The sequence below is a fragment of the Butyrivibrio fibrisolvens genome (genome assembly GCF_037113525.1).
GTDB lineage: Bacteria > Bacillota > Clostridia > Lachnospirales > Lachnospiraceae > Butyrivibrio > Butyrivibrio fibrisolvens.
The window spans coordinates 634914-660478 of the sequence record NZ_CP146963.1; the positions used below are offsets into that span (position 1 = coordinate 634914).

The 25565-nt window shown below is 40.6% G+C and carries 19 protein-coding genes; 14 read left to right on the forward strand and 5 right to left on the reverse strand.

Translation table 11 applies throughout. The annotated features are described in order from the left end of the window. The first annotated feature begins 15 nt into the window (after positions 1–15). Positions 16–1494 carry a xylulokinase gene (xylB, locus tag WAA20_RS02520; RefSeq protein ID WP_073388649.1) on the forward strand — a complete coding sequence of 493 codons (1479 nt, stop codon included), beginning with the start codon at positions 16–18 and terminating at the stop codon, positions 1492–1494. A 131-nt stretch (positions 1495–1625) separates the two neighbouring features. Beyond that, entirely contained in the window at positions 1626–2270 is a 645-nt protein-coding gene (locus WAA20_RS02525) for a DUF4867 family protein (RefSeq protein WP_073388647.1), read from the forward strand. Positions 2271–2380: 110 nt separating this feature from the next. Here the strand turns inward: WAA20_RS02525 and WAA20_RS02530 are convergent, their stop codons facing one another. Continuing rightward, on the reverse strand, positions 2381–4438 hold the full coding sequence (locus tag WAA20_RS02530; RefSeq protein WP_073388646.1) for a methyl-accepting chemotaxis protein: 2058 nt from the start codon (positions 4436–4438) through the stop codon (positions 2381–2383). A gap of 214 nt (positions 4439–4652) precedes the next feature. Here WAA20_RS02530 and WAA20_RS02535 point away from each other — a divergent pair, with 214 nt between their 5' ends. The 7 genes from WAA20_RS02535 (at position 4653) to WAA20_RS02565 (ending at position 15982) form a co-directional block, all read left to right on the forward strand. Next, entirely contained in the window at positions 4653–6374 is a 1722-nt protein-coding gene (locus WAA20_RS02535; protein ID WP_073388644.1) for a methyl-accepting chemotaxis protein, read from the forward strand. Positions 6375–6834: 460 nt separating this feature from the next. Continuing rightward, complete coding sequence (locus WAA20_RS02540) at positions 6835–8166, forward strand: AAA family ATPase (protein WP_073388642.1); 1332 nt, start codon at positions 6835–6837, stop codon at positions 8164–8166. Positions 8167–8206: 40 nt separating this feature from the next. Next, positions 8207–9286, forward strand: coding sequence for a metallophosphoesterase (locus WAA20_RS02545; RefSeq protein WP_242951195.1), 1080 nt, complete (start codon positions 8207–8209; stop codon positions 9284–9286). A gap of 442 nt (positions 9287–9728) precedes the next feature. Then, complete coding sequence (gene pflB, locus WAA20_RS02550; RefSeq protein ID WP_073388639.1) at positions 9729–11993, forward strand: formate C-acetyltransferase; 2265 nt, start codon at positions 9729–9731, stop codon at positions 11991–11993. Between the two features lie 140 nt (positions 11994–12133). Next, positions 12134–12868, forward strand: coding sequence for a pyruvate formate-lyase-activating protein (gene pflA / locus WAA20_RS02555; RefSeq protein ID WP_073388638.1), 735 nt, complete (start codon positions 12134–12136; stop codon positions 12866–12868). Between the two features lie 374 nt (positions 12869–13242). After that, a complete protein-coding gene (locus tag WAA20_RS02560) occupies positions 13243–14337 on the forward strand; it encodes a hypothetical protein (RefSeq protein WP_073388636.1) in 1095 nt (364 codons plus the stop codon). A 235-nt stretch (positions 14338–14572) separates the two neighbouring features. Then, on the forward strand, positions 14573–15982 hold the full coding sequence (locus WAA20_RS02565; protein WP_073388635.1) for a uracil-xanthine permease family protein: 1410 nt from the start codon (positions 14573–14575) through the stop codon (positions 15980–15982). Positions 15983–16085: 103 nt separating this feature from the next. Here the strand turns inward: WAA20_RS02565 and WAA20_RS02570 are convergent, their stop codons facing one another. The 4 genes from WAA20_RS02570 to WAA20_RS02585 all read right to left on the reverse strand — a co-directional run bounded on the left by WAA20_RS02570 (position 16086) and on the right by WAA20_RS02585 (position 20303). Next, on the reverse strand, positions 16086–17123 hold the full coding sequence (locus WAA20_RS02570) for a cellulase family glycosylhydrolase (protein ID WP_073388633.1): 1038 nt from the start codon (positions 17121–17123) through the stop codon (positions 16086–16088). 21 nt (positions 17124–17144) lie between these two features. Beyond that, on the reverse strand, positions 17145–17972 hold the full coding sequence (locus WAA20_RS02575) for a carbohydrate ABC transporter permease (protein ID WP_073388631.1): 828 nt from the start codon (positions 17970–17972) through the stop codon (positions 17145–17147). Continuing rightward, on the reverse strand, positions 17972–18910 hold the full coding sequence (locus WAA20_RS02580) for a sugar ABC transporter permease (RefSeq protein WP_167562735.1): 939 nt from the start codon (positions 18908–18910) through the stop codon (positions 17972–17974). Before WAA20_RS02580 ends, WAA20_RS02575 begins: the two co-directional genes overlap by 1 nt. A 70-nt stretch (positions 18911–18980) precedes the next feature. Next, the gene (locus WAA20_RS02585) at positions 18981–20303 is read right to left on the reverse strand and encodes an extracellular solute-binding protein (RefSeq protein WP_073388629.1); all 1323 of its coding nucleotides are present in this window, start codon (positions 20301–20303) and stop codon (positions 18981–18983) included. 155 nt (positions 20304–20458) lie between these two features. Here WAA20_RS02585 and WAA20_RS02590 point away from each other — a divergent pair, with 155 nt between their 5' ends. The 5 genes from WAA20_RS02590 (at position 20459) to flgK (ending at position 25556) form a co-directional block, all read left to right on the forward strand. Next, positions 20459–21247, forward strand: a complete 789-nt coding sequence (locus tag WAA20_RS02590) for a helix-turn-helix domain-containing protein (RefSeq protein ID WP_242951194.1) — start codon at positions 20459–20461, stop codon at positions 21245–21247. Between the two features lie 198 nt (positions 21248–21445). Further along, the gene (locus WAA20_RS02595; RefSeq protein ID WP_081373882.1) at positions 21446–22399 is read left to right on the forward strand and encodes a GGDEF domain-containing protein; all 954 of its coding nucleotides are present in this window, start codon (positions 21446–21448) and stop codon (positions 22397–22399) included. A 400-nt stretch (positions 22400–22799) separates the two neighbouring features. After that, positions 22800–23066 (forward strand): flagellar biosynthesis anti-sigma factor FlgM, encoded by a 267-nt coding sequence (flgM, locus tag WAA20_RS02600; protein ID WP_073388627.1) that lies wholly within the window; start codon positions 22800–22802, stop codon positions 23064–23066. A 29-nt stretch (positions 23067–23095) separates the two neighbouring features. Further along, positions 23096–23614: a flagellar protein FlgN gene (locus tag WAA20_RS02605; RefSeq protein WP_242951193.1), complete on the forward strand. Its 519-nt coding sequence runs from the start codon at positions 23096–23098 to the stop codon at positions 23612–23614. Between the two features lie 280 nt (positions 23615–23894). Next, positions 23895–25556, forward strand: coding sequence for a flagellar hook-associated protein FlgK (gene flgK / locus WAA20_RS02610; protein ID WP_338802143.1), 1662 nt, complete (start codon positions 23895–23897; stop codon positions 25554–25556). Positions 25557–25565: the final 9 nt, after the last annotated feature.

Below are 25565 nucleotides of genomic sequence, written 5' to 3' on the forward strand. Positions count from 1 at the left end.
AAAGTGGAGGAAAAAATGCTTTACATTGGAGTCGATTTAGGTACATCCGCAGTAAAACTTCTGCTGATGGACGAAAAGGGAGAAATCAAAAACATAGTTTCAAAAGAATATGAACTTCTTTTCCCACATCCGGGCTGGTCTGAGCAGAGACCACAGGACTGGGTAAGTGCTGTAAAAGAAGGCATCAAGGAACTTGTAAAAGACGCTGATAAGAGCCAGGTTGCAGGTATCGGTGCAGGCGGACAGATGCACGGTCTTGTTGTTCTTGATAAGGATGACAATGTACTTAGACCTGCAATTCTTTGGAACGATGGAAGAACTCAGGGCGAGACAGATTATCTCAACAATGAAATTGGTAAAGATAAGCTCACTGAGTATACAGGAAATATTGCATTTGCAGGATTCACAGCACCTAAGATCCTTTGGATGAAGAATAATGAGCCTGAGCTCTTTGATAAGATCGCTAAGATCATGCTTCCTAAGGACTATATCAATTATGTACTTACAGGCGTTCACTGCACAGATTATTCTGATGCGTCAGGTATGCTTCTTCTTGATGTTAAGAACAAGAAGTGGAGCAAGGAAATGCTTGATATCTGCAGCATTATAGAAGAGCAGATGCCAAAGCTTTTCGAAAGCTATGAAGTAGTTGGTACTCTGAAAAAAGATGTTGCTGATGAGCTCGGACTTTCTGAGAATGTTAAGGTATGCGCAGGCGCAGGCGATAACGCAGCAGCTGCTATCGGTACAGCTACTGTTGGAGCAGGTGCTTGTAACATCTCTCTTGGTACATCAGGTACAATCTTCATCTCATCTGACAAGTTCAGCGTAGATGATGGAAACTCACTTCACGCATTCGACCATGCAGATGGCAAGTTCCATCTTATGGGATGTATGCTTTCTGCTGCATCATGCAACAAGTGGTGGATGGAAGAAATCCTTAAGACAGAGGACTTCGCTGGCGAGCAGGCTCCTATCTCTGATGATAAGCTTGGCCACAACCACGTATATTACCTTCCTTACCTTATGGGTGAGCGTGCTCCTCACAATGATCCATATGCAAGAAGCTGCTTCCTTGGTATGACAATGGATTCTAGCCGAGCTGATATGACACAGGCAGTTCTTGAAGGCGTTGCATTTGGTATGAGAGATTCTCTTGAAGCTGCTAAGGCTATGGGCATCAAGGTAGAGAAGAGCATGATCTGCGGCGGCGGAGCTAAGAGCCCTCTTTGGAGAAAGATCTTTGCTAACGTTATGAACATTGAACTCACAATTCCTGAAACAGAGCAGGGCCCTGGATACGGCGGAGCTATCCTTGCAGCTGTTGGATGCGGTGAGTACGCAAGCGTAGATGAAGCTGTTAAGAAGCTTATCAAAGTTACAGGTTCTACAAAGCCTGAACCTGAACTTGCAGCTCTTTACGAAGAGAGATATCAGACATACAGAAAGCTTTATCCGGCACTTAAGGGCCTTTTCACAGAGATGAAAGGGTGAGTTTGAAATACCTCAGTATTTCAAACTCTGGACATGATCTAAAGATCATGTCCCAAAATGTATGTCTAAATATGAGCATAGAAATATATTTTTGGTAACACCCAGATATTGGGGGTAGATGGAGGTATTGTATGAAGATTTACAGCGTAACAGACAAAGAATTTGCAAAATACGGCAGAATCGTAAACGGAGTAGAGGTAGATCAGATCCTCAAAACTCTTACAGAGAAGACTCCATGTCCTGAGAATGCTCCTGACTATGTAGCAGAAGAGCCTGAACTTCAGTCACTTCCACAGGCTAAGGTTCTTGCTGACACACTTTTTGGCGGTATGCCCACGCAGTTTGGATGGTGCAACGGTCACAATACAAAGCTTAACTGCTTCGAGTATCACAGAAGCAGCGAGTTCAACCTTGGAACAGAGGATTTCATCCTTCTTCTTGCTCTTGAGTCTGATATCGATGAGAACTTCCACATCGATTCATCTAAGACTATGGCATTCAAGGTTCCTGCAGGAGTACTTGTAGAAGTATATGCAACATCACTTCACTACGCTCCTTGCCAGGCACACAAGGATAAGGGCTTCAAGGTTCTTGTAGCTCTTCCTCAGATGACTAACGTTGGCAATGCTAAGCCAAACGGCGACTGCCCTGAGGACAGACTCCTCTTTGCTCGTAACAAATGGCTTATCGCTCATCCTGAAGCAGGCGAAGTTAAGAGCGGAGCATTTGCAGGTATCGATGGCGAGAACATTGATATCAAAGACCTTATTGATTGATTAAAAAATAAAAATTGCGCAAATACCTATATATGAGATCAATAAGAAAAGACCTTCAGCGGTAAGCTGAAGGTCTTTTTAGTGTGCCCGGTGGCACATGTTTAATCTTATCAGTGAAGTTTGAACTTAGCTACAACACCAGCCAGGTTCTTGGCAATTACAGACTGCTTACTGGACATATCTGAAACATTTCCAACAACATCTGAAACGGTATTAACTGTATCAGTTATCTCAGATGATCTTGTAGCTGTATCCTGAGTAGATTCTGTGATGTTCTGGATAGCAGAGCTTACTTCGCCCATAGCACCATGGATGGTTCCGACCATTTCAGCAATGGAGGTGGATGTCTGACCGAAGGATTCAGCATCCTGGCCATATTGCTGAGCTACATTTACAAATTTATCATAGTCTGGTGTTACAGTATCCTTGAGGAAAGTCAGAAGCTCATTTGTAGCGCCCAACAGGTTGGAGAATGCATCCTGAACACCGTTAACTGTTTCCTGAATCTGACCAACAGCAGCTCCTGTATCGCCAGCTAGCTTGTTGATCTCTGTTGCAACAACTGCAAATCCCTTACCATGTTCTCCTGCACGGGCAGCTTCGATAGAAGCGTTAAGTGAAAGGAGATTGATCTGATCTGCAATTTCTGCGATGGAATCTGCAAGGGATCCGATCTGCTGAACTACATCTGCCTGAGAGTTTGCGGATTCTATATCTGATTCACGTTCCTGAGCAATCTGGATCGCGTTGTCATATGCTACCTTTGAACTATCTTCAATATCCTTAGCTCTCTTCTTAATATCTTCAGCAAGAGCCTTGGACTCATCAGCCTGACTGGAAAGGAGCTGAACAGATGCGTTAACTTCTTCTACAGAAGCATTAACCTGTTCAGTAGCTGCTGATGCGCTCATCATTGCATCATTAACACCGGTCATGTTGGACTGAATTGTCTGGAATTCGTTAGTGAGCTGTGATGCCATGCTTTCAAGGGTTGAGCTTGCTTCATCAATTTTTTCAGATTCGTTTGATACCTGAGTGATGACACCTTTATTATTTTCATACATCAAGTTGAGGGAATCTGACATCTGGCCGAGTTCGTCTCCGCTCTTAATACGCATCTTATCAATTGTGAAGTCACCATTTGCCAGCTTACCTGCAAATGTTTTAACGTTTCCAACACTCTTGGCAATTGAGTTAACCAGAAGAAGGATAACAAGCGCACATACTACTACTGATACTGCACAGATAGTCATGAGAAGGTTACGTATTTCTATCTTGGTTGCATCAAGCTCTGTCTGTGCAAGCGTGAGGATAAGTTTCCACTCTACTTCCGGTATAGTATCGTAGAAGTATATATATTGACCCTTATCTGTCTCAAATCCACCAACACCCCTATCGCCTGAAAATACCGGGCCGGCAACAACTGCCATTGTAGGATCATCAGCTATATTAAGAGAAGAAGATGCTTTTGATGTGTCGATATCATACAGATATGTTCCTGTTGAGCTAAGGAGGATAGGATCAGATGTTTCCCCAAGGGACATAGTAGATACCATATCCTGAATGGAACTGAGGATAGTGTCTACTGTAATACAACCAATACATTCACCCGCATTATTAAATATAGGAGCTGAACATGTTGCCATAATAGTTCCGCTGGTTTCATCATAGTATGGATCTGTTATGGTAGCATCTAAGGATGTCATGCTGACAGCATTGGTATAATATTCCTGAGAAAAATAATCATAGTCTGCATTAGAATATTCATCGGTATATACTATCGTGCTTCCATCCCTGTACCAATAAGGTCCCGCATATTCCTGATTTTGGTATACGCCTCTAGCAAACCAGATTCCTGCACCTGAGATAACATCATTACCTGCAATAACGTCGGAAAAGATTTTTTCATAACTATCAAGATCTGTATATGAATAGCTAGTTCCAACGTTATTGGAAAGAACTTCTGCCGTGCAGCGAAGGGTTTCCAAGGTGACATTAACGGAATTTGAATTAGCTTCCAGTGTCTGAAATGCCTTATCGGTTGTTAGTGACTGAAATGCTTCAGAGAATTTCGTTACGCTTATATATGTTATTAGTATGAGAGCAATGGAAACGATTGGAAGAATACCGAGAAGCATTTTCATTCTAAGACTCATTTTTTTCAGCATACATACTCCTTTTTGCTCATCCCTGTGAGCGTGATAATGATTTTGAAAAAAAACTCAGCCATATATTGTATCGGATAATTCATTAAAATAATTAAGTATTTCCTTAGATATTAAGAAATGTTTGTAAAAGCCGATAAAGATTGTGTATGGATTCTTTAGCTCTACATTTTTCTTTGTTTTTCAAGCGTTTAGTATATAACGTTGGAGGTTTACTATGAATTTCAAAAGTATTGTTACAGCTGATAAGGGTAAGCTTAAGAATCAGTCTGTATCCAAAAAAGTATCGGGAATTTTTAGAAGTGCAGGTGTGAGATTTGCTTTGGTAATTACATTTATGGTAGTTACAGCGATCTCTTCTCTTTGGGGAGTTTACTCGATTTATTCAAGAGACCTCAAAGCAGATAATATTCAGGGTGAGATTCGAATTGATATACAGGCACTTTCCAAGCACTTTCTATGGGCCTTGTCGGCGACCACAGAGGAAGTAAGAGCTTCTGAGCTTGAGAAGATATCAGAAGCATTCGATGATTTTAATGGATATAAAGAAAGCTTATCCAATGTATATGATAACGATGCAATGATAAGCCAGTTTTATGAGCATCTTGCTGTTGTAGAGTCCAATGGTAAAACTCTGGAGAATATGTTCTCTGACGGTTCTTCTACTAACGAAGATATCTTTGAATATTTTGATGGAACCCTTTATCCATCTATCAACGATGTTGCTTCGGATCTTAAGGTTGTTGCACAAGAAATTGCAGAACATGGTCAGGCTGTTTTTACACGAACTCTGGTAATAACAGGTGTAGCAGCAGCGATGTCTCTTCTTATAATTCTTACAACAGTAATCTATATTGTTAATTCAGGGCATAATCTTGCAAATAGTATTGTTGAACCTGTTACTGAAGTCAGAAATGCTGCTAGTGATATGTCTAATGGTAAACTTGATATTAAGATCGATTACAGAGCGGAAGATGAACTTGGCATACTTGCTCATGATCTGAGAAAATCGACAAGATATACTGCTTCAATAGTTAAGGATATCAGTGAATCGCTTGATAGGATGGCATCGGGAGACTTCACAAAAGGTACAGAACATCCTGAGCTTTATATTGGTGATTATAAAGCGATCATGGATGCACTTGATGATATTTCTGACAGATTGTCAACAACTCTTTCACAAGTAAGAGAATCATCATCACAGGTATCTTCAGGTGCTCAGAATATGTCTGAAGGAGCGAGTGCTCTTGCTGAAGGTGCTACAGACCAGGCAGCTGCGATCCAGCAGCTTACAGCTTCAGTCTCGACTGTTACTGAACAGACCAGAAATGTTGCAGATGCCGCCAAGCAGTCCAATGAGATGGCTCAGAAGGTTAAGGAGGATGTTGATACATCAGCACGTAAGATGCATCTTGTTACAGATGCTATGACCAGGATAACAGAAGCTTCTAAAGAAATTGAGCTTGTTACCAATTCTATAGAAGCTATTGCTAAGCAGACACAGCTCCTTGCACTTAATGCTTCGATCGAAGCAGCACGTGCGGGTGATGCAGGTAAGGGATTTGCAGTCGTTGCCGGCGAGATAAGCCAGCTTGCCAACCAGTCATCTGAAGCTGCCAAGAATACACATCAGCTTATAAGTGATACCATGGATGAGATTTCTAATGGTAATGAAGTTGTTGATGAAACAAAGGCCGCACTTGAAATGGTTGTAGAATCTGTAAATCAGGTTTCTGAGATGATGACAACATCTGGAAATATGGCAAAGGATCAGGTTGTTAGCATGGAACAGATCACAGATGGTATCGAACAGATATCTAATGTTGTAACTAGTAATTCCGCTACAGCTGAGGAATCAAGCGCAGTATCTCAGCAGCTGTCAGAGGAGTCCAATATGCTTAATGACCTTATCGATAAGTTCAAAGTTAAGCAGGGGTGAGGCGAGATGGGCCGGGCCTATGGCTGGTAAAATCATAAGCCTCATGTGAAAAAAATATAGGGCTTTCTAAGTGTCTTATCCGATTTCGTGAACACGCAGTACTACATCTCCTAAGACACTAAGAAAGCCCTATATTTTTAACCTTATGTCACGACCTCATGGGAGTGACTAATGGTTCGATATTGGTGGAGCTTGTGACACCAATTCGGAGTTTGAAAATGTTTCATTTTCAAACCTTAAAAATCGGCTTATGATTTTACCAGTCATAGGCCCTGGGATATCGCGGCATGAACTTAAATATGGTATTATCAATTAAGTATTTGTTTTTGCAGCATTGAAATATAGATCAGCATTTATTGCGAATTTTGTGTGAAGATGAATGGTGGTTTTCAGATGTTAGCATAAAAAGTTAAAAGAAATTTGTAATATATATCATTTGTATGAAAGAGGAATTTGGGAAATGGATAAGAGGGACAGAGAGAAACTGGATGATGTTCTGAATCAGCTTCAGAATACGCAGAGAAATATGCTTGGGGGATTGTATGGGGACTTCTTTGGAAGTGGTAGTACGTCTAATGGTAGTGGGGCTACGGGTAACAGTCCTTTTGGCGGAGTGCCGGTGACAGGGAATTCTACAGGTAATAGACCTTCAGCTAATGTGCAGGGAGGAAGCGACGTAGATCCGCTTGAAGATGCTAAGAATGCTCTTAATGAGTTTAATACAAAGGTAAATGAGGCAACTGCTAATGGGGTCAGACCGGCTACTAAAACGGCAGATAATGAAGAAAATGCTGAGCCGAAGGAGCCTGAAGAAGATCCGATGGAGACTCTTGATAAGCTTGTAGGCCTTGATACTATCAAGGGAGATGTTAAGGAACTTACTAACTTCGTTAAGATACAGAAGACTAGAAAAGATGCAGGACTTAAGTCTGTGCCGGTTTCTCTTCATCTTGTTTTCACAGGTAATCCTGGTACAGGTAAGACTACAGTTGCTCGTATTATTTCAAAGCTTTATAAGAATATTGGTGTATTGTCCAAGGGGCAGCTTGTTGAGACAGACCGTTCTGGACTTGTTGCAGGATATGTAGGTCAGACTGCTATCAAGACTCAGGAGCTTATCAAGAAGGCTATGGGCGGAGTTCTTTTTATAGATGAGGCATATGCTCTGTCCCAGAAGGATGATGCATTTGGCCAGGAGGCAATAGATACTATCCTTAAGGCAATGGAAGACCACAGAGATGATCTTGTTGTCATAGTTGCAGGCTATACAGAGCCTATGGAGAAATTTATTAACTCTAATCCGGGTCTTAAGAGCCGTTTTAATAAATATATCGAGTTCCCTGATTATACGATTGATGAGCTCATGGAAATATTTGATATGAACTGCAAGAAATATGACTATGTTATAGAGGATGAGACCAAGCAGCATGTCAAAGAGCTTATAACACAGAGAAAGCTTGCATCAAACGGAAACTTTGCAAATGCCCGTGAGATAAGAAATCTGTTTGAAGAGATCATTACTAATCAGGCTTCAAGAATAGCAGGAATCGAAGATCTTAAGCCTGAAGATATGATGAAGATAACAAATGAGGATCTGTTCGACAAGGCGCCTGTAGATGAAGATAAGCATGATTCTAAAGCAGATGTCAAGCCAGGTGACGAGAAAAAAGCTGCTGATAATAAGTCAGACGTTCAGGAGAAAACTGATGATAAGTCGGATGATCCTGAAAAGGCTGATAATAAGATGGATGATCAGGAAAAAGATGAAGTTAAGACAGATGACCAGGAATAATAAGGTGATATTTGCCTGAGATGGCTTGGGAGATATGCCCATGTGGCTTTTGATTTTCGGAATAACTATCCTTGTATGCGTAATAGGTATTATATATCTGATAAATGCTATAAGCAGATTTGGATTTATAAGTAAGATGCAGAAAAAGTGGCAAAGAAAACTTCTTTCTGCTTTGATCATTGCACTTTTCTTTACAGGATCAACGTTTTTGCTTGGTCTTGTAAATGCTATGGCAATTTTGCTATATGTCCTTTTATTCTTTATTCTGTCAGGGATAATTGTTTATATCATTCAAAAGGTATCCGGGCGAAAGTCTGATATTTATTTGCAGGGATGGATCGCGATAGCTGTTTCCATAATACATCTGTCATGTGCCTATTATTTGTGCCATGTTGTTACAAGGACTGATTATGATCTTAAAAGTGATAAAGAAGTAAGTGGCATTCACATAGCTCTTATAGCTGACTCTCACCTTGGAACTACCTTTGACGGTGAAGGATTTGCAAGGGAACTTTCCAAAATAGAAGCAGCCGGTCCTGATCTTTTAATTATTGCAGGCGATTTTGTTGATAATGATTCTAATAAAAAAGATATGGTTAGAGCGTGCGAAGCGCTTGGAAATCTTGACCTGAGATACGGAGTCTATTTTGTTTATGGCAACCATGATAAGCATACTTTTAATGGAAGAGATTTTAGCGCTCAGGAATTAGAGGATGAGCTTATTAAGAATAATGTATATGTACTTGAAGATGAGATCGTAAATATAGATAATCTCTGCATTGCAGGAAGAAAAGATTACGCAACGTCGCAAAGAGAAGATATATTAGAGCTTTTAAAAGATGCAGATGAAAGCAAATATATTATCGTAATAGATCATGAGCCTACAGACTATGAAAATGAATGCATGAGTACGGCGGATCTTGTGGTCTCAGGACATACGCACGGAGGTCAGCTTCTTCTTATAAAGTATTTGGGCGAAATCCTTGGAGTGAATGATCAGACGTACGGATATAAGAGGATAAACAGTACAGATTTCATAGTTACTTCCGGAATATCTGACTGGGCTCTGGATTTTAAAACCGGAGTGAGATCTGAGTATGTGATGATAAATGTTAACTGACAAAAATTTTAAAAATTGAATAAACATAACGTATAAGCGAATGTATGTTATCGCAAAAAAATAGTTAATCGGTGCATTATGCACTAATAATGTACGATTAACTATTTTTTATTTTTATACAAAAACATATAGAAACTGGTTGAACAAGATTAAAAAACTCGAAGTAATAGTTCACAATATTTCATAAAAATTAGACGAAAAAATAGAAAAAACGTTGGTAAAAGTCAGTGACAAAAGTATATAAATAGTGGCTTTTGTTCAAATACATAAAAATATTTGTGCAAAACAGCAGAAAATAAGATAAAAACAATGAAATGTTGTCTATGTTCTTGATTGACATACAAATATCAATCATGTAAAATCACAGCGTTGGTTAAAAATATAACAAATAATTCAGCGCATGGAGTTATCCATGCATGACGGCACTAGAAGGAGTACCTTTATGCGAGAAGAATGGAGAAGTTTCAAAGGAACACACTGGATTGGAGATATCAATGTACGTGACTTCATCCAGAACAACTACACCCAGTATGATGGCGACGAGTCTTTCCTTGCAGGACCGACTCAGGCTACAGATACATTATGGGGCAAGCTTCAGGAGCTTCAGAAGAAAGAACGTGAGAACGGTGGCGTTCTTGAGTGTGAGACAGAAGTAGTTTCTGGTCTTACAGCTTATGGCCCTGGCTACATCGATGAGCAGACTAAGGATCTCGAGCAGATCGTAGGTCTTCAGACAGACAAGCCTCTTAAGAGAGCATTCATGCCATTCGGTGGAATCAAGATGGCAGAGGAAGCAGCTTCAACATATGGTTTCGAAGTTAATCCTAAATTCCACAAAATCTTTACAGAGTATCACAAGACTCACAACCAGGCAGTATTTGATGCTTACACACCTGAGATGAGACTTGCTCGTCACAGCCACATCGTAACAGGTCTTCCTGATACATATGGTCGTGGACGTATCGTAGGCGACTACAGAAGAGTTGCTCTTTACGGTGTTGATCACCTCATCGCTAAGAAGCAGGAAGATTATAACAACTGCGGCGATGGCACAATGCTTGATCACATCATTCGTCAGAGAGAAGAGATCTCAGAGCAGATTCGTGCACTTAAGGGCATGAAGGCTATGGCTGAGAGCTATGGCTATGATATTTCACAGCCTGCTAAGAACGCTAAGGAAGCTGTTCAGTGGTTATACTTCGGCTACCTTGCTGCTATCAAGACACAGAACGGTGCTGCTATGTCAGTTGGCCGTGTATCTACATTCCTTGATATCTATATCAACCGTGATATCGAAGAGGGAACACTTACAGAGGAACAGGCACAGGAACTTATCGATCACTTCACAATGAAGCTTCGTATGGTTAAGTTCGCTCGTATTCCTTCATACAACAACCTCTTCTCAGGTGACCCAGTATGGGCTACTCTTGAGGTTGGTGGACTTGGCGGAGACGGACGTCACATGGTTACAAAGAATGACTATCGTTTCCTTCATACTCTTGAGAACATGGGACCTGCTCCAGAGCCGAACCTTACAGTTCTTTACTCTAAGAGACTTCCTGAGACATTCAAGAAGTATGCAGCTCACATTTCAGTTGTAACATCTTCTATCCAGTACGAGAACGATGATGTTATGCGTCCAATCTGGGGCGATGATTACTCAATCTGCTGCTGCGTATCAGCTACACAGACAGGTAAGGAAATGCAGTTCTTCGGAGCTCGTGCTAACCTTGCTAAGGCTCTTCTGTACGCTATCAACGGCGGTGTTGATGAGAAGTTCACAGATAAGAACGGTAAGCACATGCAGGTAGGTCCTGCTTATGCACCTATCACATCTGAGTACCTTGACTTCGACGAAGTTATGGCTAAATATGACAAGATGCTTGACTGGCTTGCAGGTCTTTATGTAAATATCCTTAACCTCATCCAGTACATGCACGATAAGTACTACTATGAAGCAGCTGAGATGGCTCTTATCGATACAGATGTACGTCGTACATTTGCTACAGGTATTGCTGGTTTCTCACACGTTATCGATTCACTTTCAGCTATCAAGTATGCTAAGGTTAAGACAATCCGTGATGAGAACGGTCTTGTTATCGACTACAAGGTAGAAGGCGACTTCCCTAAGTATGGTAACGATGATGACAGAGCAGACCAGATCGGTGTAGATCTTCTTAAGTCATTCATGACAAAGATCAGAAAGCACCACACATATCGTGATTCTGAGCCTACAACTTCTATCCTTACTATCACATCTAACGTTGTTTATGGTAAGGCAACAGGTGCTACACCTGACGGAAGAGCAGCTTACACATCATTCGCTCCTGGAGCATCACCATCTTACGGTGCTGAGCAGAACGGACTTCTTGCATCTCTTAACTCAGTTGCAAAGGTTCCTTATGAGTGGTCACTTGACGGTATTTCAAATACTCAGACAATGAACCCTGCTTCTCTTGGACATGATGATGAGGAAAGAGCTAACAAGCTTGTTGGTGTTCTTGATGGATACTTCGAGCAGGGTGCTCACCACCTCAACGTTAACGTATTCGGTAAGGATAAGCTCATCGACGCTATGGAGCATCCTGAAAAGCCTGAGTACGCTAACTTCACAATTCGTGTATCAGGTTATGCTGTTAAGTTCATCAACCTTACTAAGGAGCAGCAGCTTGACGTTATCGCACGTACATGCCACGAATCACTCTAATTTGTCGTTTTGAATTGACATATTAAGAGCGTAAAGCTTATATTAAAAGGACTGCAAAGGGAGGAATTATTCTTTTGCAGTCCTTTTTTGAAGGATAGGCCAGTTTTTTGCAGAGCACATAAGTGTAGAATGGAGATTTTATGAAAGGCGCAGTACATTCAATTGAAACATTTGGATCAGTAGATGGTCCCGGAATCAGATATATTATTTTCCTTCAGGGATGTAATATGAGATGCAGATACTGTCACAATGTTGATACATGGGCAGAAAAACGTGATAACACTCAGTTCCTTGACGCTGATGAGCTTTTAGATAAAGCTGAGCGTTACAAAACCTATTGGGGAACTGATGGCGGCATTACTGTAAGTGGTGGTGAGGCACTTCTTCAGATTGACTTCCTTCTTGAACTCTTTACTAAAGCTAAGAAGAGAGGAATCAATACCTGTATTGATACAGCTCTTCAGCCATTTACAAGACAGGAGCCTTTTTTCTCAAAGTTCGAAGAGCTTATGAAGGTGACAGATCTTCTCCTTGTAGATATAAAGCATATTGATCCAGAAGCTCATAAGAGCCTTACAGCACAGGATAATGCCAATATCTTAGATGGTATGAGATATCTTTCTGATATAAATAAGCCAATCTGGATCAGACACGTACTGGTTCCCGGCATCACTGATGATGACAAGGCACTTAAGGATACAAGAGCCTTCATCGAGACTCTGAATAATGTAGAAAAGATTGAAGTACTTCCTTATCATAATCTTGGCGTATTCAAGTGGAAAGAACTTGGTATTAACTATTCTCTTGAAGGAACTGCGGCTCCTACTAAAGAGAGAGTAGAGAACGCAGAGAAGATTCTTCGCGGCGAGATTTGAGTTTAAGAGGATCAATTATGATTCTTGATCAAATAAAATATGTTTGTGACAAAGAAAACTTCCAAGGCGAATCGTTTTGGAAGTTTTCTTTTTTATAGTGTTATATTTAAGAAATGCGATTCCGATATAAGAATTGTAACGACGGACTATTGTTACAGTATTCGATTTGTTGTTTTTGGACATCAACGGGTATCTTTGACGGGACGGAGTTCCAGAAGCTAAGGATAGCGTCTTTCACGGAAGATTGTAACTTAAATTTTTTGGTGGAGGCGCTACTTTTATGCCAAAAAATGTTCATAGAAATGTATCCATGCTTTTCTATACATGTGTTATGTTCAGTAAAGGCGCGCTTCCGGAAAGACATGAGGCGTAACATGAGAATTGCAGCAAGTAACATTGAGATGAGCAGCAGCCATGAGTATGTTGCCAGTCGGGCTCAGGAGACCTTTAAACCCTTTGGGCTTTCGTCTTCTTTATCAACAACTCAAAAGGAGGAGACGAAAGAAACATATAGGGACACCTTTGCAAGGTCAGATAAGGACTTAGAGCTCCTTGGATTTGAGTCATCAGGGCTTTATACGAAGCCGGAGAACTATCATGAGATTGAGGTGGCAGAACCTGAAACTAAGAATGATAGTCAGGGATTAAGCTCCATTGACATGATACATGTACATCTTTTGAGAATCATCCTCCAGCTTGCTCAGAATCTTGGAGGGAAGGGTTGGGAATCTTTTTCCAAAAATATTGCGAGTCAGTTAAATGCCATATCTGACGGCAATACAGCTCTATATAGGAACTCAAATATGTATTCCCTTACAAGCTTTGAAGCTGAGTCTACACAGTTTAGTTCACAGGGTAGAGCAGTTACTGAAGATGGCAGGATCATTGACTTTAATGTAAGCTTTGGCATGTCCAGAGAATTACTTCAGTATTCAGAACTTAATATTGGAGCTATGCAAGGTTTTTTAATGGATCCCCTGGTAATTAATGTTGGAGGAGACATTACAGAGATATCAGATCAGTCATTCTACTTTGATCTTGATTTTGACGGAGATAAAGATAATGTGAAGATGCTATCACAAGGCTCTGGATTTCTTGCCATGGACAAAAATAATGACGGCGTTATAGGTGATGGAAGTGAGCTTTTTGGAACAGCGACAGGAGACGGCTTTGGAGAACTTAGAGAGTACGACGAAGATGGTAATGGCTGGATAGATGAAAATGATGTTAATACATGGGCAGCTCTTAAAGTCTGGATCAAAGATGATCAGGGAAGGGATGAGCTTCTTACATTAAAGGAAGCAGATGTCGGTGCTATATATCTTGGAGAGGTCTCCACCGAGTTTATGTCATACTCACAAGATATGTTATCAGGTAACGTTAACGGTGCATTCAGATCATCTGGAGTATTTCTTCACGAAGATGGAAAAGCAGGACTTATCCAGCATGTAGATCTGGCGTATTCATAAGCAGGATATAAAATAGTGTTACTCCCGCGGATTATGATATGTTGTCATAGATCTGCGGGAGTTTTTATGCAATAAAATATCAAACAATTCATTTCAGAAAAAAGCTGTATTTTGAGCTTAAAAATGTATGTATTTTCATGATAAATTTTAAGTTGAAATTATCGAAATGTTCGTTATAATATATTTGGGTTTTGAACAGTTAGTCAAATTTTCATTTTCTGTAGGGAGGAAAAATATGGGTAAAAATTCCAAAGCCTTCGATGAACCGATTTACGATGCACGCAGTCTTGGAACAGGACGAATGCTGGTTCTTGGAGTTCAGCACATGTTCGCGATGTTTGGAGCAACAGTTCTTGTTCCCATCATTACTGGTCTTGACGTATCAACAACACTTCTTTTTGCAGGTCTTGGTACACTTCTTTTCCATCTTATTACAGGACGTAAGGTTCCTGCTTTCCTTGGTTCATCATTTGCATTTCTCGGTGGTTATGCCGCAGTAGCACCTCTACTTGATGGCGGCGCTTCAAATAAAGAGCTTTTGCCATATGCATGCTTTGGTGTAGCTGTTTCAGGTCTTTTATACCTGGTTCTTGCTTTCTTGTTTAAGACATTTGGCGCAGGAAGAGTTATGAAATTCTTCCCACCTGTAGTTACTGGTCCTATTATTATCGCTATTGGTCTTAATCTTGCTCCTTCTGCTATTAACAACTGTGCAGATAACTGGAACTGGATTCCTGCTATTACAGCTATTATCATCGTAATCTGCTGCAATATCTGGGGAAGAGGTCTTATAAGGATCGTTCCTATTCTTCTTGGAGTTCTTGGTTCATACTTCGTATCAGCTATAATGGATGCACTTGGAGTTGAAATGATCGACTATTCACAGGTTGCAAGCGCTCCATGGATCGGATTCCCGATTCACTTCGAAAATACCGTATTTTCTCTTTTCACAAAAGGATTTGATTCAGGTGTACTTATCACAGCTGTGATCACAATTGTTCCGATCGCTTTTGCTACAATGATGGAGCACATCGGTGATATCTCAGCTATTTCTTCTACTACAGGTCGTAACTATATTAAAGATCCGGGACTTCACAGAACACTTATCGGTGACGGTCTTGCTACAGCACTTGCATCACTCTTTGGTGCTCCTGCAAATACAACTTATGGTGAGAATACAGGCGTTCTTACACTTACTAAGGTTTATGATCCGCTTGTAATCAGAATTGCAGCAGGATTTGCAGTACTTATGAGCTTCTGCCCTAAGTTTGCAGCTATTATCGAGACAATGCCAAGCGGCACAATCGGTGGTATCTCACTCGTACTTTACGGAATGATCTCTGCAGTTGGTATCAGAAACCTTGTTGAGACACATGTAGACTTCTCAAAGAGCCGTAACGTACTTGTTGCAGCTATGATCATGGTTCTTACTATCGGTATCAGCTACTCAGCAGTTGGATCACTTCCTCTTCCATTTGGCGGTGTTTCACTTTCAGGTCTTGCAACAGGCTCACTTGTAGGTATCCTTCTTAATGCAGTTCTTCCTGGCAAGGATTACAAGTTCGAAGATGAGCTTCCAAATGCAACTGGTGTTGATCTTGAAATGACACAGGGCGATCCTATTGAAATGGATAAGGCTCAATGATTTCAAATTTTAAAGTAAATGCATAAAAAAGGTCTGCCGCTATCAGAGTGCTAATCTGACGCGGCAGGCCTTTTCTTTTATTAGAGGGATTCTTTAGAGGCAATTAAATTCTTGTGAGGATACTGATCATTTCCTGTAATTTAGAGCTATAGTGCTCATCAGTTATACCGAAATCCATTTTCTTATATGACCAGTATGATCTTCCGATATGGTTCTCACAAAGTACTGTATTAAAATCTTCAAGCCACCTTACTGAATCTTCGATAGGGGCTTTATCTATAACTCCAAACTCTCCGCAGTAGAGGGCTACATCATTCTTTTTGGAAAAAACTATGGCTTCTTTGAAAATCTCCCTGAAGTAGTCAGGTCCTATTGTTTCAAGCTTTGTAGTGAAGATGTTTCCGCCCTGTTCCTGGTTTATAAGTCTGCTCTTTTCCTGGTAAACTTCAATTGAATCCGGATAAGCAAGTTCGAAGTCAATATTTTCGACCCAGCTGGCTTTCTGATGAGTAAAGCAAAGTGGATCATAGCAGTGGAAAGTATAGACGATGTTTTCATCATATGGAGGTGGAAGAAGAGGAATACTCTTAACATCATTGTGTCTTACACCGCCTATCATGATGGTGGCATCACTTATCTTTTCCCTGATCCTTGTGACAGCAGTAAGTGCGATTTTGTTCCATGTAAAAGCATAGTCAGGATTAACGATCTCATTAAGAAGTTCATAGATCATGATATCCTTGTGCTTTCCAAATCTGTCTATAAGACGATCCCAGGTTTCATAAAATCTTTTCTGTAGACTTTCATCTGTGAAAAAAAGATCTGGATTTGGGACAGCGTGCTTATCAAACATATAACCTTTAGATTTGTGAAGATCCAGGACAATGTTAAGCCCGTACTTTCTGCACCAGGAAATAAGGTCATCTACATGCTTAAGTCCTTCTTCGATTGGCTGTCCATCCTCTGTTTCAATAACATCATAGTCGATAGGGAGTCTTACGTGATCCATACCCCAGCCTGAGATAGTCTTAATATCTTCTTCTACGATAAAGGTGTCAAAATGTTCTTTTTCATAGCTGGGACACTGAGAGAGCCAGCCACCAAGATTGATACCCTTTTGGTATCCGGTCAATTTTTTCATGTCACTCCTTAAGTTTACTTTTTACATTTTTACTGAACCAGCCACGAGGCCGCCGACGATGTACTTCTGACATATAGCGTAAGGTATTATCAGCGGGATCGATACTATGACCAAAGCTGCCATAAGCTCAGGATAGTTTATATTATAAAGACCTGAGAATGAATACAGTCCTTTGGAGATAGGGAACTTATTATCATCTGATAAAAAGATGATTGAGTTTGTAATATCATTCCATATCGGGATCGCTGTAAGGATTCCCAATGATGAAATGGCTGGTTTTGAAAGCGGGATTACTACTGTAAAGAAGAATCTGAAATATCCGCAGCCGTCTATATTGGCGGCTTCATCAAGATCTTTTGGAATTCCTCTTATGTATGAAGTAAGGAACATTGTTGCAAATCCGCCAATATTAAGTATTGAAATAATATAAGCAAGGCGGGTGTTGTACAGGTTCATATTAAGGAACATCTGGAAAAGTGGTATCAGTCCGTTTGGAAGGAACATTGCTGACATCATGACAAAATAAAGGAAATTTGCATGCTTTATATAATCTCTTGCTATAGGAAATGACATAAGCATTGAAAAAAGCAGTGAGAGAAATGTTCCGACAGAGGTATATAAAATACTGTTCAGTATATACTTACCAAGTGCTGCTTTGTTCCAGGCATTGATATAGTTATCAAATGTTGGAATAAAGGAAAATGAAATGGAGTTTTGTAAAAAAGCTACCTGTGTCTTAAGTGATGTTGCAAGAACAAAAGATAAAGGATACAGGAAAAGGAATAAAATAAGCAGAATGCAAAGGTAACCCAAAAAGAGTTTTGCCTTGCTTTCTTTTGAGTTTAACATTATCTGATTCCCTCCTTTTCCTCAACTTTGTTCTGAATCTTCTGGGTTATAAGTGTTACCACTAGAATGATCAAAAACAGCATAACCTGAAGCGCAGATGCATAGCCTTGTCTTCCGGCATTACTCTTACCTGCATCGCCGACATTAAATGCTATACCAAAGATCATCATGGATAGAGTCTTAGTCCATTCATTACCCTTGGTCGTAACAAGGATGATCTGGTATGCAGAAAGGGATCCGATAAGGCACATCATAAGATTTACGGCAACAACTGATACTATCTGTGGAATTGAAACGTGCCAGAAAACTTTCCAGTCGCTTGCTCCGTCAATTCTTGCAGCTTCAATAAGCTCAGGAGCTACATTCTGAAGTCCGGCAAGAAAGATTATCATTTCTGAACCGACATTGAACCAGATCTGGCAGAAGATAACCAGATATAAGGCTACATTTCTGTCGCCAAAAAAGGTCGAGCTCTGTCCAAAGAGGTGTAGAAACCATGCAGCTGGACCATCAACTGAGAAAAAGAGTTTGAAAGCAAGTCCGCAGACAGTTACGCCAAGGATAACAGGGAGAAATACTACTGTTCTGTAGAATGTTTTACCCTTGATACTTTTCATATTGAGTATTACTGCAATAAACAAGGCAAGTGCAGTCTGAACTATAGTAACAAGCCCTGTGAAGATTCCTGTTCTTATTAGGGCATTACCAAAATCTCTCATGTTAAGAGTCATGATATCCATGTAGTTTTCAAGACCAACGAAATGCACAGCATTTCCGGGAGTCTGTCTGATATCGGTGAGAGAAAAAATAACTGTGCCAATACTTGGAACAAGGCGGAACAGGATGAAGATAAGAAGTCCCGGTGCTATTCCAAGCCATATCATCAGGGGATTGAATACAGCTTTTTTTATCATGATCTGTTTATTCTTTGCGTTCATTAGATAATCCTCTTTGCATATTAATGGGCCCATTTACATGGACCCATTAGAGAAATACGTTTCTAGCTTATTACTGGCCCTTTGCTGAAGACATTGCATCATCCCAGTCTTTCTGGGCAGCAGCTGCAAGTTCAGATACATCTTCAAATTCACCACCGGTGATCTTTAAGTTAGTTGGGTCGTAGGATCCGTATGCACCAACGTTTGTAGGTACTCTGTTGTAGCACTCGTATGTACGCTGAGCATCATTTACTCTGTCACCAAGGATGCTGAGGAACTTATTATCTGTCTGGATTCCTGCCATTGTAGGTACGAAGCCATTTGTGTTTACATAGATTGTATAGTTCTCAGGATTTGAGAAGAACTCAAGCCACTTGGCAGCAGCTTCTGTCTTTTCTGACTTAGCATTGATTCCGAAAGTAAGGTCATATTTTCCTGTGAAGTTGTTTGTTGTATCACCTGGTAAAGCGAAGTATCCATATTCAAAGTTAGGATCAACCTTCTCAATTTCTGCTGCATTCCATGATCCGTCATAGAGCATTGCTGCCTTACCTGCTACAAAACGGGCAGGAACATCAGAATAAGCTACGCCCATGAATCCCTCTTCCATATATGAAAGGAACTGAAGCTCACGGTTATAAACTTTAAGAGATTTTTCATCTGTATAAGTACGTGTACCGGTCCAAAGCCCCTCTGCAAGAGCTTCGTCGCCGCCTTCTTCTACAGAGTCTACGATAGCGTTGGCACTCATCTGTACAGGCCATGTATCTCCGCCACCTACTGTAAGAGGAGCAATACCAGCAGCTTTGATATTTTCACAAAGTGTAATGAACTCATCCCATGTTTTGGGTTCTGTCCAGCCGTTTTCTTCGAACAGGGTCTTGTTATAGAAGATACCGTTCATAAGAGTCATACCTGTAGCGATACCGTAGATGCCATCTCCATATTTGCAAGCTTCAGCACCTGTGCTCCAGTTGTTTATCCAGTCATAGCCTGAAAGATCAAGTGCGTTACCACCTGTGATAATGGATTCCCAGGTAAGAGGTTCTGCAGGAGCCCAATCTACTACAGGCTGGGCAAATGCTCTTGAATCAGTTGTATAGCAGAAAATGTCTACATCATTTGCTGCAAGTCTTGTGTTGAGAAGTGATTCATAATCTGTTGATGGTACTTCTGTAAGTTCTACAGCGATGCCTGTTTCCTCTTCAAACTTTTTGTTAAGTTCGTTAAGAGCATCAACTGTTCCTGAGTTAGACCAAGTGATCATTTTGATAGTTTCTTTGCCATCTGCTGAACCGCTGCCACCTGCCTGCGCGGATCCGCTTCCCCCGCATCCAGCCAAAGCTGAAAGTGAAACTACTGTTGCTAAAGTAAGAACAATCCTTCTTTTCATGTGTTAACCTCCCTAAAATTTCAATAAATACTTGTGGCTTTTGTGTGGCCACCTGTTTGCTACAGTCAAAAAATAACATAGGCAAATCTTTCCTAATATCATTTTCTTTGTTAAAATGTCAAAATAATGAACTATGAATTATTTGGGGGAATTTTATGGGTTCTATTGATCTAAACCGTGAATGGCTTGCGGCAGAGTTTGTAAATCAGGAGATGGCTACACGTCACAGAGGCCTGGAGCCTGAGTTTGACTTCTACGACGCTATAGCAACAGGGAATCTTGAAGCTGTTAAGGAAAACTGCAAGAAGAAAATGTTTGTAGATATGAACGGAGTTGGAAAGCTTTCAAGAGATCCCCTTCGAAATATGAAATATCATTTTGTTGTTACTGCAGCAATGATAGTCAGGTACTGTGTCCATAACGGAATGACACAGGAGAAGGCATATTCTCTTAGTGATTTTTATATCCTAAAAGCTGACGAAACAATGGGTATCGAAGAGCTGAATAGGATCCATGATGAGATGTGTATTGATATCTGCAGTCAGATGAAGGAGATCAGGAAGCAGCAGATATTGTCTAAACCTATCGTCCTTTGCATAGATTATATATACAGCCACATCCACTATAGGATCACTATCGAAGAGCTGGCAGAGCATCTTGATATCTCAACAAGCTATTTATCCAGACTTTTTAAAAAGGAAATGGGAATTCATGTAAGTGAGTATATCAATGAACTTAAGATAGAACAGGCTAAAAACATGCTTCAGTACTCAGACCTTAAGATAATTGACATAGCTAATTATCTGTCATATTCATCTCAAAGCCACTTCATTCAGGTGTTTCAAAAGATCACAGGCTTAACACCTCATAAATTCAGGCAAAAGAACTTTAGAAATACCTGGAACAAAATGCCTGTTCCCGGCGAATCTGTTTCAAATGAATAATAGGTATTCTGGTAAGAAAAAACTTTTTTAAAAAAAATAAAAAATTTACAAAAAAGGGGTTAAGTATTTGCAAAATCATCCGATAACATTTCTGTATAGGGGTTTTTAAGGAACGACTGTAAGGGGTAAATTGCAGTCGGCACTAAGCCGGGGGTAGGAATCAGGGAGATTCTGCCGGCGGGAAGGGAGAAAACCGGTATGGAAGTGAGTTTTTGTTATGTCGTATTCCATCTTTTTGGAATAGGACTGTCTGCAATGATTCTGTATAATATCAAACGAAATCACTCTAACAAAAGAAAAGCCAGAAAATACGTTAAGGTACTCGCTTTATGCCTGTCTCTTCTTACAGCAGACCTTATACGCTATTTGGTTCTTAGTTTTACTGATAATGAAGGCTCTGTGATGAACAGGATCTTTTATGGTATATATCTGGTAACACTCGTGATCGCAGTTTCCTACATGGCTGTATATGCGTATTTTTACCTGGATATAGAGATTCGTCACAGAAACAGGATGCTGAAAAAGACAATAGAAGATGCGATCTGTATTATGCCTTCGTTTTTTCTTGTAGCAGTTGCTTTTGTTGATAAGACTCAGATTATTACCATTGCTCTTGTACTTTTATACCTGATGGCTTTGTACATTGATAATCAGAATGAGCTTATATCTCTTGATCCTCTTACTAGACTGAATAACAGAAATGAGCTTACAGGCTATCTTTGGTACAAGCTTTCAACACCAATGCGAGGAAGGATCTGCCTTCTTATGATGGACATGAACAGATTTAAGTCCATCAATGATACCTATGGCCACGTAGAAGGAGATCAGGCACTTATCGCAGTTGCATCCTGCCTTAAGAAAGCCTGCGGCGGAATTCCGGGAAGACCTTTTATCGCAAGATACGGTGGTGACGAGTTTATCGTAGTAATGGAAACAGAATCGGATCTCGATGTTGATCATCTGTGTGATTATATTCACATGACTCTGGCAGTTGAGAATCACAGGCTTAAAAAGCCTTACAACCTTAGTATATCGATCGGCTGGGTGCGCAACGAGCAGAATAACAGATCCATCAAAAAGCTCCTTCGCCGTGCTGATATAGAGCTTTATGAAAAGAAGCGTCAGTTCAAAGAAAGAGAACGTACTGCATGATCGGAAAAGAAAACGGAGGACGATCTGCAGTGCTAAGGGGAAAGGAGGATAGCCGACAGTAGATCGGCAACGTATAGCCTATAAGAAAATGAGATAAGGAAACAGCATTAAAATGTAATGTTTCCCTAGAATTTGTGATAGGGAGGAAACCGGGGATATTAAAAGTGCAGTATACAAGGTCCGTAATCCAGCGCGGAAATGTTCAAATGTAACAAACTTGCGTAAAAGCACTAAAATAATATCCTCACAGTCTAAAGTTAATTGGGGTTCGACCGATAAATGTAGTAGAAATAGAAGTAGGGTTCGCGTTGGAGACAAGGAGGTCAGCGAGCTACCGGCCAGGCGCAAAGCCCGGCACAAAATTTGAGGTCCAAAAGAACTCCCCGGAAAGGAGAAAGCAATGCGTATTGAAGCTTACAACCAGATACAACAGGTTTATAACAAACCCAAGGTACAGCATACTGGAAAGACCGAGAAGGCAACAAAGACAGATAATGTCCAGATTTCTTCATTAGGTAAAGATATCCAGGTTGCTAAGCAGGCAGTGAAGAATGCACCCGATGTTAGAGAGGATGTAATTGCTCCTCTCAAAGAGAAGGTACAGAACGGCACATACGATGTCAGCGCAGATAAGTTTGCTGACAAAATGCTTGCAGAATTTGCATAAAAGATTATAAAGCGTAAGGAGATAACCCAATGGCGAGTCTGATGGAAGATCTGATAGAGGTTTTGAATCAGGAATGTATTGAATATGACGAGCTTTTGGGATTATCGAGTAAGAAGACACCGGTCATAGCAGCCGGCGATCTTGAGAAACTTTCGCAAATCACGGATGAGGAGCAAATTGCCGTTGGCAAGATCCAGAAGCTGGAAAAGCGCAGGATTGAAGTTATGACGGATATTGCTAATGTATTGAACAAGGATGTCAAGACATTGAAACTGACCGAATTGGTTCGCATGCTGGATAAGCGGCCATCGGAGCAAAGACAACTGGCGCAGGTTAGAGACAAGCTTAAGAGTATTTCACAACACGTCAGGATTGTTAACAGCCAGAATCAAGAATTACTTGAAGGTTCTCTTGAAATGGTTCAGTTCGAAATGAACATCCTGCAACAGGCAGGCAGTGCTCCTGAGACGGCTAATTATAATAAAACAGCAGGAACCGCTGGTTCCCTTATAGGAACGAACTCGGGCAGATTCGATGCCAGGCAGTGATCACCACCCTAGTGGGATCATCGCCGGACGTTTCACTCGGTAGTTCACAAAAGCAGACAACACTTCGGTGTGTCTGCTTTTTTGGTGCACAAGACCGGCAAACGAATGGATGCTTGCATACAAATTCATTTGCCGGTCGTAAGAACATGGAGAACTAAGTGCGGAATGTTCGTGTGCGAAATCAAGTAGGAGTCAGCCTACTCGATTTAACGAATGATAGTTTTCATTAGACACCTTGAACTATTAAGAAGATTTTTTTACGGAGAAAAGACCTATGTTAATGGCAAACCTGTATGTCGGTGTATCCGGCCTTCAAACTTCACAAAATGCTCTGAATACAACGGCGCATAACCTGGCCAATATTGGTACAGAAGGATATACACGTCAGCAGGTATCGCTGGGTGACAGAAAATATCAGCTCATAGATATCAAACCTGCGATATCCCACAAGCAGACAGGTCTTGGTGTTGCATATGTTAACTGTAAGCAGGTCAGGAGCGTATTCCTCGATGCTTCCTACAGACTTGAAAGCGGCAGAAGCGAATTTTATGACATATCATATGAAACTCTTGAACAGGTAGAAGATCTTCTTCAGGAAATGAACGGCGCAGAATTTGCGGATAACCTTACAAATCTTTGGACCCAGGTTCAGGAAGTTGCAAAGGATCCGACAAGTGCAGTTAATCAGGCAGCATTCGTAAACAGATGTGCAGAATTCGTTGAGAGTGCCAAAGCGGTATACAAGGGATTCGTAGAATACCAGGAAAATCTCAACAAGCAGGTTAAGACACTTGTAGATGAAATAAACGACATAGGCGATGGAATACGAGAACTGAATCAGAAGATCGTAGCTATAGAATCAGGCTATGTAGAGAAAGCCAACGACCTTCGAGATACCAGAAATTCTCTTTTGGACAGACTTGGAGAGCTTGGAAATATCACTTATGAAGAAGATATTTTTGGAAATGTCCTCGTTAACTTTGAAGGAACTCAGTTCGTTCTTTCAGATAATGTTCATCACCTTGGATGTGACATTGAAGAAAGCCCATGTAATTACTACACAGTTTACTGGGAATATGCAGCAAAAAGATATGAAGATGAAGAAGGGAATACCGTTCTTGACATAAGCGGAGCTCATGTTTACGACCTCACCAAAACAGTATCTACTCAGCTTAACACTGATGTAGGAGAACTTAGATCCACACTCCTTGCAAGGGGTGACCACAACGCAACCTATCATGACATAACAGATGATGAGACTGGAGTATATTACAACAAGAATATAGCACAGTCGGTGATCATGAACATAGAAGCTGAATTTGATCAGATGTTTCATAACATAGTTTCAGCCATCAATGAGGTATATGAAAATGCAGCAAGTAATCCAGCCACGCTGCAGAACCTCAAGGATGGAAGAGCAACAGCAAATCCGGCAGATTATGTAATGTTCAACATGATAGATGATGATGATGCTCTTATCTATGATATAGATTCTGATCATACAGCAGGTAATAACATTACAGGTCTTACGATAGTAAATACTGAAGTTAATGAAAAGCTCCTGCAGACTCCGACAATAAATACATTCGTAACTATTGAAGGAGAAGAAGATACAGCTGCAGCCACAGCGTTAAAGGAAGTATTTACAGATGCAAGGTATACACTCAATCCTAATGTGGCAACAAGAATAGATCTTATGGAATACTATGATGCACTTGTAGCTCAGGTTGCCAACACAGGAAGCATTAACAAAGCACTTTCAGAAAACCAGACGATCACAGTCAACACGATATCTGCAGCAAGAGAACAGATAGTTGGTGTATCAAGTGATGAAGAGCTTGAGTTTATGATCGAGTTTCAAAATGCCTATAACGCATCAAGCCGTTTCATCAATGTAGTAAACGAAATGCTTGAACATATAATTACATCTCTGGGTAGATGAGTTTGAGAT